The sequence below is a fragment of the Acinetobacter sp. TUM15071 genome (genome assembly GCF_008980925.1).
Lineage (GTDB): Bacteria > Pseudomonadota > Gammaproteobacteria > Pseudomonadales > Moraxellaceae > Acinetobacter > Acinetobacter dispersus.
On record NZ_BKGB01000002.1, the window covers coordinates 158,695 to 173,422 of the forward strand.

The 14,728-nt window shown below is 41.1% G+C and carries 10 protein-coding genes and 6 tRNA genes; 5 read left to right on the top strand and 11 right to left on the bottom strand.

Annotated features, from left to right (window positions below; translation table 11 throughout):
* The first annotated feature begins 292 nt into the window (after nt 1-292).
* Together GBI66_RS02760 and GBI66_RS02765 are read left to right on the top strand one after the other, a co-directional pair.
* Complete coding sequence (locus GBI66_RS02760; RefSeq protein ID WP_151715089.1) at nt 293-2,830, top strand: sulfite reductase flavoprotein subunit alpha; 2,538 nt, start codon at nt 293-295, stop codon at nt 2,828-2,830.
* Between the two features lie 120 nt (nt 2,831-2,950).
* Nucleotides 2,951-3,736, top strand: coding sequence for a YdcF family protein (locus tag GBI66_RS02765; RefSeq protein ID WP_151715090.1), 786 nt, complete (start codon nt 2,951-2,953; stop codon nt 3,734-3,736).
* A gap of 20 nt (nt 3,737-3,756) precedes the next feature.
* Here GBI66_RS02765 and GBI66_RS02770 read toward each other — a convergent pair whose 3' ends face one another.
* From GBI66_RS02770 to GBI66_RS02810, 9 genes are all read right to left on the bottom strand, one after another.
* Nucleotides 3,757-4,239, bottom strand: a complete 483-nt coding sequence (locus GBI66_RS02770) for a DUF2750 domain-containing protein (RefSeq protein WP_005192839.1) — start codon at nt 4,237-4,239, stop codon at nt 3,757-3,759.
* Between the two features lie 89 nt (nt 4,240-4,328).
* Nucleotides 4,329-4,404 (bottom strand) — tRNA-Val (locus tag GBI66_RS02775).
* 139 nt (nt 4,405-4,543) lie between these two features.
* Nucleotides 4,544-4,620 (bottom strand) — tRNA-Asp (locus GBI66_RS02780).
* A gap of 40 nt (nt 4,621-4,660) precedes the next feature.
* Nucleotides 4,661-4,736, bottom strand: a tRNA-Val gene (locus GBI66_RS02785).
* 93 nt (nt 4,737-4,829) lie between these two features.
* Nucleotides 4,830-4,906 (bottom strand) — tRNA-Asp (locus GBI66_RS02790).
* A gap of 43 nt (nt 4,907-4,949) precedes the next feature.
* Nucleotides 4,950-5,026 (bottom strand) — tRNA-Asp (locus GBI66_RS02795).
* Between the two features lie 23 nt (nt 5,027-5,049).
* Nucleotides 5,050-5,125: transfer RNA gene (locus GBI66_RS02800), tRNA-Val, on the bottom strand.
* Between the two features lie 163 nt (nt 5,126-5,288).
* On the bottom strand, nt 5,289-5,798 hold the full coding sequence (gene elsL, locus GBI66_RS02805; RefSeq protein ID WP_005192842.1) for a cell wall-recycling L,D-carboxypeptidase ElsL: 510 nt from the start codon (nt 5,796-5,798) through the stop codon (nt 5,289-5,291).
* 317 nt (nt 5,799-6,115) lie between these two features.
* A complete protein-coding gene (locus GBI66_RS02810) occupies nt 6,116-6,481 on the bottom strand; it encodes a YbaN family protein (RefSeq protein ID WP_004802942.1) in 366 nt (121 codons plus the stop codon).
* 100 nt (nt 6,482-6,581) lie between these two features.
* Between GBI66_RS02810 and GBI66_RS02815 the strand changes: the two genes are divergently transcribed.
* From GBI66_RS02815 to dapE, 3 genes are all read left to right on the top strand, one after another.
* Entirely contained in the window at nt 6,582-7,439 is an 858-nt protein-coding gene (locus tag GBI66_RS02815; protein WP_151715091.1) for a DUF1853 family protein, read from the top strand.
* Between the two features lie 121 nt (nt 7,440-7,560).
* Nucleotides 7,561-7,704 carry an entericidin A/B family lipoprotein gene (locus GBI66_RS02820; RefSeq protein WP_016541456.1) on the top strand — a complete coding sequence of 48 codons (144 nt, stop codon included), beginning with the start codon at nt 7,561-7,563 and terminating at the stop codon, nt 7,702-7,704.
* 123 nt (nt 7,705-7,827) lie between these two features.
* Entirely contained in the window at nt 7,828-8,961 is a 1,134-nt protein-coding gene (gene dapE / locus GBI66_RS02825) for a succinyl-diaminopimelate desuccinylase (RefSeq protein WP_151715092.1), read from the top strand.
* A 49-nt stretch (nt 8,962-9,010) separates the two neighbouring features.
* On the opposite strand, the gene GBI66_RS02830 is transcribed toward dapE, so the two are convergent.
* Together GBI66_RS02830 and GBI66_RS02835 are read right to left on the bottom strand one after the other, a co-directional pair.
* Nucleotides 9,011-9,466, bottom strand: a complete 456-nt coding sequence (locus tag GBI66_RS02830; protein WP_151715093.1) for a hypothetical protein — start codon at nt 9,464-9,466, stop codon at nt 9,011-9,013.
* A 13-nt stretch (nt 9,467-9,479) separates the two neighbouring features.
* Nucleotides 9,480-14,573 (bottom strand): Hpt domain-containing protein, encoded by a 5,094-nt coding sequence (locus tag GBI66_RS02835; RefSeq protein WP_151715094.1) that lies wholly within the window; start codon nt 14,571-14,573, stop codon nt 9,480-9,482.
* Nucleotides 14,574-14,728 lie beyond the last annotated feature (155 nt).

Here is a 14,728-nt window from a genome sequence, read left to right on the forward strand (position 1 = left end):
GACTAATAAAATTGTTGTTTTGAATGATGAGAAAGTCTTAGAAACATCATCACACCATCAGGTGAATAATAATTATTATCATTTTAAATTTAAATTAATTTTACTTCCTCTTGGTCACATCAATTTAGCAATCATTTGTTTTTATTAAATTTTATAATTAATCATGCGCACATTTCGTCCTTAAATGGTAAATAATAATCAAAATCAATATTATCTGCAAAATCCATATTATGTACTTATTCTTAGGTTATAATTTTTTACATGAATTTCATTATCTTTCCATTTTTTGACCATGTTTAAAAAAGTTTTCTTCCAGATTCATTGGTTTTTAGGGATTACCGCGGGACTCATTCTCTCTTTAATGGGAGTCACGGGTGCAATCTACTCATACGAACCACAGATTCTAAAATGGATTAACCAAGACAGTTATGTGGTTGAGGCTGCTCAAACACCAAAACTCACCCCTGCCGAGCTGTATCAACATTTCAATCAACAACAACCCGAGATTGAAATTAATAGCATTACTATCGCCGCCGATCCAACTGAATCGTCAACCGTCAATATTAAAAAAGAAGGTGCGCGTCGTGGTTATAACATGATGGTAAACCCGTACACAGCAGCAGTCTTACCTGAAGTTAAAGGTCGCGATACACTGCAATTTATTCAGCGTTTACACCGTAATTTAACCGCTGGTGAGTTTGGCGCACAGATTACTGGGGCATCGACTCTGATGCTGATTTTCTTTGTATTGAGTGGCATCTATCTACGTTTTCCAAAGAAACATAGCTTTAAACAATGGTTGCTTATTAAACCTAAATTGAAAGGTCGTAATTTTATTTGGGATCTTCATGCAGTAGTAGGAACCTGGGTGGTTGTGTTCTATCTACTGTTTGCATGTACAGGCTTATATTGGTCTTATGACTGGTGGCGTGCTGGCATGTTCAAAGTTATGGGAGTTGAACAACCACAACGTAATCAACAAAATAATGACCGTAGTAAAGATAAACAACCAGAGTTAGAAAAAACGCAGGTCAATACCATCCTGACGCAAACATGGACAGGGGTAAATGCACAGATTGGCCGTGAATATTCCAGCCTGACCTTAAATATTCCTAAACGTGATGATGCCAAGGTTGAACTTTCATTTGTCGATGCTATTCCACAACATGAGCGTGCACGCAACCAAGCGGTTTATAACTATCAAAACAATAAATTCGAAAAATTTGAACTCTATGAAGACAAGAAGCTCAATGAAAAAATCATGAGCAGCATGTTGCCGGTACACCGCGGTAGCTTCTTTGGTTCAACCTATCAATTTATTGCCATGTTGGCTTCATTAGCAATGCCACTGTTCTTTGTAACTGGTTGGATGCTGTATCTAAAACGTCGTAAACAGAAGAAATTAACTCAAGCGGCACGTCAGTCACTCAACGCACAGCCGATTGATCCAAATGCCAAGCCTTGGCTGATTACTTATGCAACGCAAACTGGTGTGGCTGAACAATTGGCTTGGCGTACAGCAACAAGCTTGCAAGAAGCGCAACAGCCAACCACGGTTAAACCAATTCAGCAACTGACTGAGCAAGATCTATTACAAGCATCACAGGTTTTATTCGTAGTCAGTACCTATGGTACAGGTGAGGCACCTGATCTTGCTGCAAGTTTCAGCAAGAAACTGATGCAACAAAAACTTGATCTTAGCCAAATGCAATATGCTGTACTGGCACTGGGTTCAAAAGAATACCCTGATAGTTATTGCAGCTTCGGCTATGCAGTAGATGCATGGTTAAAGCAATGTCATGCGCAACCATTATTCGACTTGATCGAAGTGGATAATGCCAATGCCACTGATATTCAGCGTTGGAATCAGGGTTTGTCTGCGGTAACCCAGCACGAGCTACATGCGATGAATATCGAAAAAGTGTTTGACCAATGGACGCTAAGCGAACGCACCCTACTTAATCCAGATAGCTTAGGGCAAGCAGCTTATAATATCGAGCTGACCTCAGCTTCAGATATGACATGGCATGCGGGTGATATTGCAGAAATTCAACCTGCCAATAGTTTGGCTGATATTCAGAACTTCTTGATCAAGTATCAAACCCCAGCACATAGTATCGTTAAATCATTGAACCAAAATATCGAACAAGCGCTGTGGGATAGAAATCTGCGGGTTGAAATCCAGCCTTTTAGTACGCTTGAAGATTTACTGGAACAGTTACCCACCCTACCCGCACGTGAATATTCGATTGCCAGTATTCCATCTCAACAAGTACTAAGACTGGTGGTTCGCCAAAAACGCGATGAAAATGATCAACTCGGTCTTGGTTCTGGCTGGTTAACCGAATTTGCGCAACTAAAACATACTATTGCCCTGCGTATTCGAACCAATGAATCATTCCATTTAATTGATGATAACCGTCCTATTATCTGTATTGGTAATGGTACCGGTATCGCAGGTCTCATGAGCTTGTTACAGCAACGTAATCGCCAAAATTACACAGCCAACTGGCTGATCTTTGGTGAACGTCAACGCGAACATGATTTCTTCTATCAAGAAACCATTCAAGCCTGGTTAAACATGGGAACACTACAACGTTTAGACCTCGCCTTTTCTCGCGATCAAGAACAGCGTATCTATGTTCAGGACGTATTGCGCAACAATGCTGAAGAACTGATCAAATGGGTTGAGCAAGGTGCTGTGATTTATGTCTGTGGTAGCATTGAAGGCATGGCTTCTGGCGTCGATCAGGCATTGATGGATATTCTTAGCGAAGAAAAACTGGATGAGTTAAGACAAACTGGTCGTTATCGCCGAGACGTTTATTAATTCTTCTCTATCTAAAAAACGAGTGCTAGCCACTCGTTTTTTTATACGACAATAAGAGGATTTGCCTTTCTCTGAATTTTGCATACACTTAGCACGGTTCAAATCGACACAATTAAGATTATGCAAATAAGTTCATGGGTTCGTATTATTTTAGCCCTTATCGGTTCAGTTCTGTTCTTAGATGGCGCAATTCTGATCGCTTTTAAAAAGATTCATATTGGAACAGTACTCCCGCTGCTACTTGGACTATTTTTCTGTCTGTATGCTTATTTCTATTATCATATTGAACGTTTCTTTTTCTATCATTTCCGCTTGCATTCAATCTGGCGCTTCGGCTGGCTCTGCTTCTGGGTTTGGTTAGTTAGCTTAGGCTATTTCTTTGATTATCTTTCAGATAATAATGCCAAAACTCAAAACATCCCTGCGGTTAAAGCGATTATCGTACTAGGTAGTGGCGTGGAGAAAGGACAACCATCTGCAACACTCGCAAAACGCTTAGATCGTGCTGCACCTATTGCTTTAGCTCAACCCCAAGCAAAGTTAGTCATGACAGGTGGTATTGATTTTGGTGAAACTGATAGCGAAGCCGTGGTGATGTCACGCTACGTACAACAGCACTATCGCATTCCTGCATCACAAATCATTTTGGAAGATAAAAGCACCAGCACTGAGCTGAATCTCAAAAATAGTCAAACCTTATTGCAGGCACAACACATCAATATTCAGCAGCCAATTGCAATCGTGACCAGTGACTTCCATACCTTACGTGCTGCTGCCATTGCCAAGAAACAAGGCTACAGCAATATCACCATGCTTGGTGCAACCACACCTTTGGCAACACGTTATAACGCCTGGTTGAGAGAATACTTTGCCTATGCGAGTGGCTGGATCTTAAATGAGTATTGATTGAGAGATTATCCTCTCAATTAGGATGAAGCTGAGTTATGCAAACGAATATCACGTGGTAAAGGTAGCTTTAACTCAGCAAAAACATCTGGGCGCTGTAAATAAACTTGGTACAGAAAATTCTTAATATCCAACAATAACGCATCAGGGGAAACCAAGAGATTATTTCCTTCCGGAGTCAAATCTAAAGATAAAATCGTATTGTTTTCTTTTAAAAATGGAATCAACTTTTCAATAAAAGCCAGTAATGGCACTTCTTGAATTTCATATTGCGCCCAATTGTCTTTAATCAGTAATTTTGCCAGACTTTTATTCTGCCAGACTGATAGTGCATGCTGTCCAGATGGCGTTGAGCATAAGGCCCAACCATCGTGATACAGTGCAATCACGTGGCGTTGCATAATAATATTTTGAATAAACTGACGGTAAGCGTCTTTGAGTGAAGAACCAGAAGGTGTAGTTTGAGATTTCGACGCAGCCTTGCGTTGATAAGGGTTTCTCATAAAGTACTTCAATATTAGAATCATTATTGACGCTAATCATAAAATAACTTTGTATGGATTACAATGATATGAGATTTAAGGAAGATATATGGTGGGCGCTGACGGGATCGAACCGCCGACATTCTGCTTGTAAGGCAGACGCTCTACCAACTGAGCTAAGCGCCCTGAGCGAGGATAAACAAAGCGAAGCTTTGTCTGAGCGCAAGAGAAAAATCTTTGATTTTTCCAATGGCATCTCGAATCAGAGATCAAGTATAAAGATACTTGTTAAAACTAACACTCTCTTAAACTGATATCAAGAGAATGGCGCAGCGGACGGGGCTCGAACCCGCGACCCTCGGCGTGACAGGCCGATATTCTAACCAACTGAACTACCGCTGCACTGTATTACTTCATAATGAGAAGTAAGTGTCACAAATTATGGTGGGCGCTGACGGGATCGAACCGCCGACATTCTGCTTGTAAGGCAGACGCTCTACCAACTGAGCTAAGCGCCCTAAGGAATAAAAACTGATTAACTATCAATCTTTATGACGCAAGATAAAAATTATCATCTTGTATCCCAAGGTTTTCATTCTTGCAAATTTAAGTGGCGCAGCGGACGGGGCTCGAACCCGCGACCCTCGGCGTGACAGGCCGATATTCTAACCAACTGAACTACCGCTGCACGATAATTTTGCAATCATGACAAACAATTATTAAAACTTAAGTGGCGCAGCGGACGGGGCTCGAACCCGCGACCCTCGGCGTGACAGGCCGATATTCTAACCAACTGAACTACCGCTGCACTTGAGTTTTAACGTAAAGGCTTGGTGGGCGCTGACGGGATCGAACCGCCGACATTCTGCTTGTAAGGCAGACGCTCTACCAACTGAGCTAAGCGCCCTTAACGTCTTCATCGTTTGTGAGGTGCATTATAGAGAATCTTTACAGCCTGTCAAACGCTTTTGCCACTGTTTTCCTAAAAAACCGCACGAATGATTAAAAAATAAGTAATTCTTTGAAAAAATCAACATTTCCGTATTTTATTTAAGCACTTATTTGCATTTTCATGCATTATTTTCTAAGGCTTGTTCAGAAATATAAACCACGGCTTGCTCTGAAACGAGTTCAAACAGTTCAAGAATTTCATCATTCTTCATACGAATGCAACCATGTGACATTGGAATGCCCATCGGTTCTGTATCAGGAGTACCATGGATATAGATATAACGCTTAAAGGTATCGTGCCCTTCCCCATGGTTAAAGCCTTCCTCTAAACCATCCAACCATAAGATTCGTGACAATATCCAATCTCGTTGTGGAAATTGTTGCGCTAATTGTTGGTCATATACTTCACCCGTGGGTTGGCGTGCAATAAAGACAGCATTTTTAGGCGCATCACCACCAATCTTTTGTGCAACCTGATGCCAACCTCTTGGCGTCTTGCCACTATTCTCTTGTTCGCCAATACCATTTTTACCTGAAGAGATCACATAGAATTTATTATGTTTTGGCAAATGTAAGGTTTGTTTTGCTAAATCAATGACGATATCTGCCTGATCTAGGGTATAGCTCATTTTTATCTCGATAGATGATAGAACACTTTTATTTCAACATAGAGCGTAATCTTTTTCTTGTATTTTTAGGTAGTTTTAATGATAGGTGTGTTTTAAATATAAAAACAAAACGATGTAGCGTAATTTAATCTTGTTCTGATCTTTTGGATCGGCGATAAGCAATGTTTTATCGATTCTCAGAACAATGGATTGCTTTTCTTAACTCGCCACTCGCAGCATAGCTGCCCGTCTTGCGCTTCGGGCAAAGCGTTGCTTTTCTTAACTCGCCACTCGCAGCATGGCTGCTCGTCTTGCGCAGCTAAAAAGCGTTGCTTTTCTTAACGCTGCTCAGGCTCGGGGCGTAACCACAGCCACACAGCCACGATAAACATAGTGACATCAGTAAAAACTTTTACCCAAAATGGCGCATTGGTAAATAACATTAAGATACCGCTGATCAGCATCATAATACTGGCAATCCATTTCGCCTTGCGCGGAACTGTGCCATGCTCACGCCAGTTGCGTAAGGTCGGCCCATACTTCGGATGATTCAATAACCATGCATCCATTTCAGGCCAGCCTTTTGAAGCAGCCCATGCTGCTAAAATCAGAAAGACAGTGGTTGGCATCCCCGGTAGAATTGCCCCAATAATTCCTAACGTAATAAAAATCACGACTAAACTACGCCAGAATAATGTTTTCATTGAGCAATTAACCAACACCGATTTACAACCGTGCTAGTATAAAGCGTTTTTATCGTTCTTTCTTAAACTTCACTTATTATTTCAATGATTGAGTTAATTCATGCCTAACCTGATTACCACTTCCAGTTATTTTGAACCGTGGTTACAGTTTAATAACCCAATCGTACGACATTTAGCATTTTGTATTGCCAGCCCGAGTATATTGGCTCAGATTCCCAATGAGCTTAATGTAAAACATCATTTTGAGCTTCATCACGATTCGATTTGGCACACTCATTATCAAAACTATGAGCAGCGATTAAAGCAGTTGGATCAACAGCCTCAGCCACTGATTGATTTTCTGACCCAACTCAAAAGTACCCGTCTCGGTTTACGTTTTGAGAATTTACTCTGGTTCTGGTTATTGGATGATAACTATCATCCCTACCAACTGCTGGGACATAGTATTCAAAAAATTGCAGGTGCAGTGACCTTAGGTGAACTCGATTTTGTTGTACTCAATACACGAACAAATGAAATCGAACATTGGGAAGTGGCATTAAAATATTATCTGGGTGAAAACGAATTAGATTTAGCACAATGGTACGGCCTAAACCGCGAAGACACCTTGCACCGAAAGTTAAAACATTTTACTGAACGTCAATTTCAGTTTTCAGAAGCCAATCACCATCAAATTCAAAGAAAGTTTGCAGTGATGAAAGGTCAACTCTATCTACCTGAGCAACAAAACAGCTTAAGTTTACCGTCTTGGATCAATGCATCACGGCGTTTAGGACAATGGGGAACCCACATCCCACAAACGCCTTATTATCGCTTACAACGTCATGAATGGCTCTGCCCTGATTTAGAACCATCATCACAAACCGCTGTCTGGTGGACCAATGGTTTGTATTATCAGGATCAGCCAACACATTCTTATTATATGTTTCGCCAACCTTCGCTTTTATTTATGAAATAAAGTGAATAATTATTCTACAAATTAACATTTTATAACACATCTACCATCAAACCCACATAGTCATTTACTGTTAACTTTTTTAGCCTCTTAAGTACATCATAATTAAATTGAAATGGAGACGATGATGAAAAAAATTTTAGTTGCTTCAATCATGACTGCTTTTGTTTTAACTGGCTGTAATACATTCAAAGGTATTGGTAAAGATGTGTCTAAGGCAGGTGATAAAGTCACACAAACTGCGGAGAAAACACAAGATAAAATGTAATCCCTGAAAGCAACTTACCAAAACCTTATCTAAACCTAGATAAGGTTTATTTTCCCATACCTTTCTGCTGCATATTCCCCTATTATATCGGTTCACATTTCACCAGATTTAGCTACATCTCGCATGAACCATTCCGATACGCTTGAACTTAGTTTACAACTCCTTCGTCAACCTTCTGTAACGCCTGTAGATCATGATTGTCAAAACATCATGGCAGAACGTTTAGCAAAGATTGGCTTTAATATCGAAAACATGCGTTTTGAAGATGTTGATAATTTATGGGCACGCCGCGGTACTGAAAATCCAGTATTCTGCTTTGCAGGACATACCGATGTTGTACCAACTGGCCATTTAGACGCATGGAATTCAGATCCATTTTTACCAAGTATTCGTGATGGTAAGTTATATGGGCGTGGTTCTGCTGATATGAAAACGGCATTGGCTGCGATGGTGGTTGCTTCTGAGCGTTTTGTTGCAAAACATCCAAATCATAAAGGTTCTATTGCCTTCCTAATTACTTCAGATGAAGAAGGTCCATCAATTAACGGTACAGTTAAAGTCGTTGAAACATTAGAAGCGCGTAATGAAAAAATGACGTGGTGCTTAGTTGGCGAACCATCAAGCACAAATCAACTGGGCGATATCGTCAAGAATGGCCGTCGTGGCTCTCTAAATGCTGTACTGACTGTTCATGGCAAGCAAGGTCATGTTGCCTATCCACATCTCGCTGAAAACCCAATTCATTCTGCTTCTAAAGCCATCAATGAATTGTGCGAAGCAGTTTGGGACAATGGCAATGAATACTTTCCTGCAACCTCATTCCAGATTTCAAATATCCAAGCAGGCACTGGCGCAACCAACGTCATTCCAGGGACATTAAAAGTGACCTTTAACTTCCGTTATTCAACCGAAGTGACTGCGGACATCTTAAAACAACGTGTACTTGAGACCTTAGATAAGCATCAATTGAATTATGATATTCAGTGGACTTTATCGGGTTTACCATTCCTTACGCCTGTCGGTGAGTTGGTGAATGCTGCAAAAACAGCGATTAAAAATGTTACAGGCATTGATACGGTACTTTCAACCAGTGGCGGAACTTCAGATGGTCGCTTTATTGCCCCTACAGGTGCGCAAGTACTTGAACTCGGTGTATTAAATGCAACCATCCATCAGATTAATGAGCATGTCAATGTCGCTGAACTTGAACCATTGGCTGAAATCTATGAACAGATTTTAATTGAACTGCTTGCTTAAAAATAAAAAAAGATCAATAAAAAAGGAACTCAAATGAGTTCCTTTTTTATTACAACCCGAGCTGGGTTTGTATATTTTGCAAATGAGGAACATAGAATTCATGCTCCCCCATTTTTACATATTTAAAGACTTTGTCGTCATCGGTTTCGCGCTCTTCATCCACAATTTCTGAAATACGTACACGAATCGATTCAGGCATTTCATCGCAGACCAAAGCAAACCGCTCAGAAACATCATCCCCTTCAATAACCAATGCAACCCCTTGTTTTTGCTTAGGATCATTCACGGCATAGACTGGAAGTTTTAAATCATGCCATTCAATATGATCAATATTGGTTTGCGTATCCATTGCCGATAACACAATATTTTGCGGTAATAGCATCGGTACTTTTTGATGGCATTGAATAATATATGCATCAATAAATCCCGTTGAAACCGTGATTAAATGTTGTAATTCTTGCTGGTCAATCTGCCCCAGTGTCGAATTTGCGCTTTTCTTAGCCATTATTTTTCACCTCTTAGCGCACAGCCAGTAAGCTTTCAATATTTTCCAAAAGTGCCTCTTCTTGGAATGGTTTACCCATATATTGGTTTACACCGAGCGATAATGCACGTTCACGATGCTTCTCACCCGTACGTGATGTAATCATGATAATTGGTAAGTCACGGTGGATTTCATGATGTCGTACCAAATTCGATACTTCAAAACCATCCATACGTGGCATCTCGATATCCAATAACATCAGATCTGGCTTAATCGTCTCAAGCTGTTCTATTGCATCAACACCATCTTTCGCAGTGACAACGTCATAACCTTGGCGTTCTAACAAACGTGAAGTTACCTTACGTACCGTAACCGAGTCATCGACAATCATAATCAAGCGGCGTTCATCATAACGCTGCTTGGTATAAGTCTCATCTGCCTGTTTACTACGTGCAGTTGACTGTGCTTGTCGAGCAATATTTTGGCCATCCAAAATCAAACAGACTTGACCATCACCGAGAATGGTAGCACCGGCAATTACCCCAATACTGGAGAACTGTTGACCGACAGGTTTTACAACAATTTGTCCTCGCGAACCAATCAACTGGTCAACCAGCAAAGCTGTAGTTTGACCTTGCGCACCTTTAATCAACAGCACTGGTAATGAGTGAACTACACCGCTCAAACGTGGAATTGGTTGCCCAGCAACAAACTCCGACAAATAACGTAAACGATAGCGTTCTTGGTCAATACTGAAGTAGTCTTCTTGACTATCGAAGTACTGCTCTAATGCCATTGGTGAGATACGCACAATACGATCGATCTGTGCCAATGGGAACGCGAATTGTTGATCGCCTGCTTTTACCATCAAGGCATCGCTCACCGCCACGGTAGTTGGTACGCGAATGGTAAAAGTCGTTCCTTTACCTAAAGTGGAATCAACACTGACGTGACCACCGAGGGTTTTAATATCACTTTGTACAACATCCAGACCTACACCACGTCCAGAAATTTGAGTGACTTGAGCCGCTGTACTAAAGCCTGGATGGAAGATAAATTGTAGAATTTCTTCCTGATCAAGCTTTTGATCTTTGGTCATTAAACCAGTCTGTAATGCTTTTTCTTTAATGCGGTTAACATCAATACCTTTACCATCGTCACTAAAGGTCACAACAACATCCGTGCCTTGACGACCAATGTTCAACACAATATGTCCAGTCTCTGGCTTTTGTGCCTGTAGACGTTGTTCACGGTCTTCAATCCCGTGGTCAATCGCGTTACGTAACATATGTTCAAACGGCGCAACCAAACGTTCAAGAATACTGCGGTCTAATTCACCTTCAGTATTATTCACCACCAGTTCTGTTGGGCGGTTTAAGGTCGATGCTGTTTGACGCACAATACGTTGTAAACGCGGCAATAGACGTGAGAATGGCACCAGACGAGTACGCATCAAGCTTTCTTGAATTTCAGCCTGAATACGTGACTGCTGTAACAACAAACCTTCGGTATCACGAATCTTTTCAGACAGTGTAGTTTTAAAGTCAACCAAATCCGATGCAGACTCGGCCAAAGACTTGGACAATTGATTCAACGATGAATATTGGTCCATTTCTAATGGGTCAAAGTCGGCATAACGTGAGTTTTCACCACCATGTCGTGCAATAATCTGACTTTCTAGCTCGCCTTCCATTCGGCGTAACTGATCCGCCAAACGTTTGATTGCCAGTTCCATTTCCGTCAAGGTACCGCCCAACTGACCTAAGTCCATCTCGATACGTGAACGGTTGATCGCATTCTCCCCTGACAAATCAATCATCTTCTCGATGACGTCAGCAGAAACACGGATCATTTCATTATTCTGTTCAATGCGTTCTGTGGTTTCCCACTCGCCTAACATTGACGGTGGCTCAGTTCCATCGCCCTGTACAAACTCCATTGTATAATCAGGGGTAAAGATATCTTTAGCAGAAAGTTTCTGTGGCAGTTGTGCAGAAACGTCTACAAACTCCATCTTCTCTAGACTTTGTTTTAAGCCATCAAAGTTTGCATATTGGCGTTTAGAGATCGCATCCTCAAGCCACGCAAATGCAGTGTTGAGTAGGTTGTCATACACATTTGAATTGAAATGATGTACACCAAATTGCTCGAATGCATTTTCTAAGTGGTAGGCAATAATGGCAATCGCATCCATTTCTGCCATACGTGCACCACCTTTGAGACTGTGGGCATTACGCTGTAACTGCAACAGTAAACTACGGTTACCGCGTTGATCAAACCATTGTTTTAATAAGCCTTGTGCCTGCTCTATTAGTTCTTCCGCTTCTTCAAGGAAAGTTTGTTCAACCAGAGAGCGAACATCGTCATCTGCTGACGCGGTCTCTGTCTCAACCGTTTGAGCTGCTGAAGTATCTTCCAGCACTTCCTCTTCAACTTCAACACTGCTGGCTTGCTCTTCAAGTGCTATTGGCTGTACGTCAATTTCAGCTTCAGCCTCAACAAGTTCAAGTACTTCTGCCTGAGTATCAACACGCTCACTTTCATTGACTTCATCTACAGGCGTATCCTCAACAGCTGTTTCAAACGTTGCAGGAGCAACCGCTTGATCGGCCTGTTGCAGTAGTTGTACAACATGCGTTGATGGATAATCTGTTTGCTGATCGCGAATGGTTTGAATACGATCGGCAATATCATCTTGAACTAAACGAATGATCGCAATCAGTTGTGGCGTTGCCTGAATCTGTTGGTTGATCAGTTTTTCATAAATTGTTTCCAATTCATGCGCTATCAAACCAATATGACGCGCTTGAATCATATTTGAACCACCTTTTAAGGTGTGCAAATAACGCATCAAGTTCTTTAGAGCATTGATATTTTGGTGATCGGCAGTCCATGTATTTAGATCCGCATCAATCCCCCCCATCAACTCATCTGCTTCTTCTAAGAAGATATCCAATAGGTCAGGATCAAAGTCACGGTTTGCATCAGTTGATTGTAACTGTTGCTTATCCAAAGCCAACTGAGCAGCGAACGTGGTGACATCAATCGTTGCTGACACAGATTCAGCTTGGACTGACGCAACCGTCATAGTTGCATCTAATGACTCAGCAACATCTTCGATTACAGCTGATTGATCTTGCAGCGGTGCTGGTACCGACTCAGTTTCAACTGGATCTGCCACAGCAGCTGTTCTCGATAAATTAGCCAGCACAACTAAAGTGTGTGTCGATGGATAGTCCACTTGTTGATCACGAATAGTTTGAATACGATCGGCAATATCATCTTGCACTGAACGAATCGTAGCAATCAATTGTGGCGTTGCCTGAATCTGTTGATTGATCAACTTCTCGTAGATGCTTTCTAATTCATGCGCAATTAAGCCAATATGACGCGCTTGAATCATATTCGAACCACCTTTCAAGGTGTGTAAATAGCGCATCAAATTCTTTAAGGCGTTGACATTTTGATGATCCGCAGCCCATGTATTCAGATCAGTATCAATCCCACCCAGTAACTCGTCGGCTTCTTCAAGGAAGATATCTAGTAAATCAGGATCAAAATCACGATTCGCATCATCTGACTGTAACTGCTGCTTATCTAAAGTAAATTGAGCAGCTAAATCTGTACTCGCAATAACCGGCGTAGTTGCTTGTTGGAGTTCAACTGTATTTGTCTCTTCAACGGCCTCAGTCACTTCAACAACAGCTGTTTCCAGAGCCTCAACATTTTGTTGAGTGAATGAACTTAATTCATTTAAAACCAGTTCATGCGCTTTGCTTAAGGTAACACGCTGTCCTGCGGCCAAAGTATCAAACAGTTGAATAAACTGTTGATGGACCTGGTGATAAAGCTCAAACGCATAATCAAGATGCAGCAGACTTGATTTAAAGAGAATATCTTGATAGCTAGAACGCAACTGACTGGTGTATTGATACATACCAATAGTTGCATGGTGATGAGTATGCTGCAACAAGGTCTCAGCTTGCTGGCTGAGTAACTGAATATACTGAGGGAACTCCTGACGTGCACGCTTTTCAAAATCAAACTCGACGTCTAAGAGATCATTAATATTGAGTTCAAGCAGCTCAGAAACTAAACCTTGTGGTCGAACAATGGTTCCATTCTTTTCTTCGAGTTGGAAATCATAGCTATCCCATGCTACATTAAAGGTTGCATAAGTTTCATCAAATTTCTGCTGTGAACCTTGCTGTTTCAATGTATGTAAATAATCACGCACAAATTGAGCATAATGCGTGAGTAATGCAGTCTCATCTGAACTTGAATCTAACTCTTCTTGTAATAATGTTTTAAATAGATTTTCAACTTTAGAGCTAGCTTCAAACACATGATCTACATGCGCCATGGCAGAGCTACCACGTAAAGTATGTAATGCTCGAATCAGCGTATTATAGTGATCATTACTTGGACGGTCATTTACCAAGAATTGATCAATTGTAGCAAGATGTTCTTCGGCTTCTTCCAAGAAGATGGCCAAAGTTTCCTTCGCAAGAACTTCATCATCAGTATGAACTGTTGTCTCAGCAGGAAGGGATTCGACCACAAGGACGTCAGAAACAGTTTCTTCAACTGTTTCTGCATCAACCCATTCAAGACCCGTCACGACATCATCATGTGTTAAATCAGTTGCAAGCTTAAATAACTCCGCTAATGCTGGCTCAGGACTTTGCTGTTGTTGTAATTGTTGTCCCAATAATACCAGTGGTCTGAAATCGATAAGATGACTTTGAACTGCTTTAAAATCATGAATCAGTTTAAAACGGTAAAGATTGAAAACGGCTTGTATATAGCGTTGGATATCCGTATTTAAGGTAATCGTACCCGCAATAACACGATTTAAAGTATCTTCAACCGTCCACGCCAACTCACCAGACGACTTCGCCCCCACCATTCTTCCAGAGCCTTTCAGCGTATGGAAATGGCGACGAATATCTGTAAGCACATCTTGCTGATGTGGTTGTTCCGTCCATTGAACTAATAATGGTTCTAACTCAACAAAGATTTCATCTAATTCTTCAATAAAAATTTCAAGAATCTCTGCATCTTGTTCAAGATAACTGTCTTCAGGAAGCGTCATCGTTTCAACTAACGTTTTTAATATTTGTTTCATAGCTGCTTCTTTCGTTTTTATCCACCAATCGTGGGTAAAAATTACGTATATCTATCACACAAGATGTAGTTCCATTTCGCCATCACCTTGTTGAGATATCCAACATCTCTAAAATAAATGGAAAGACAGACACCCCCATCTGCCTTTCCAATTCG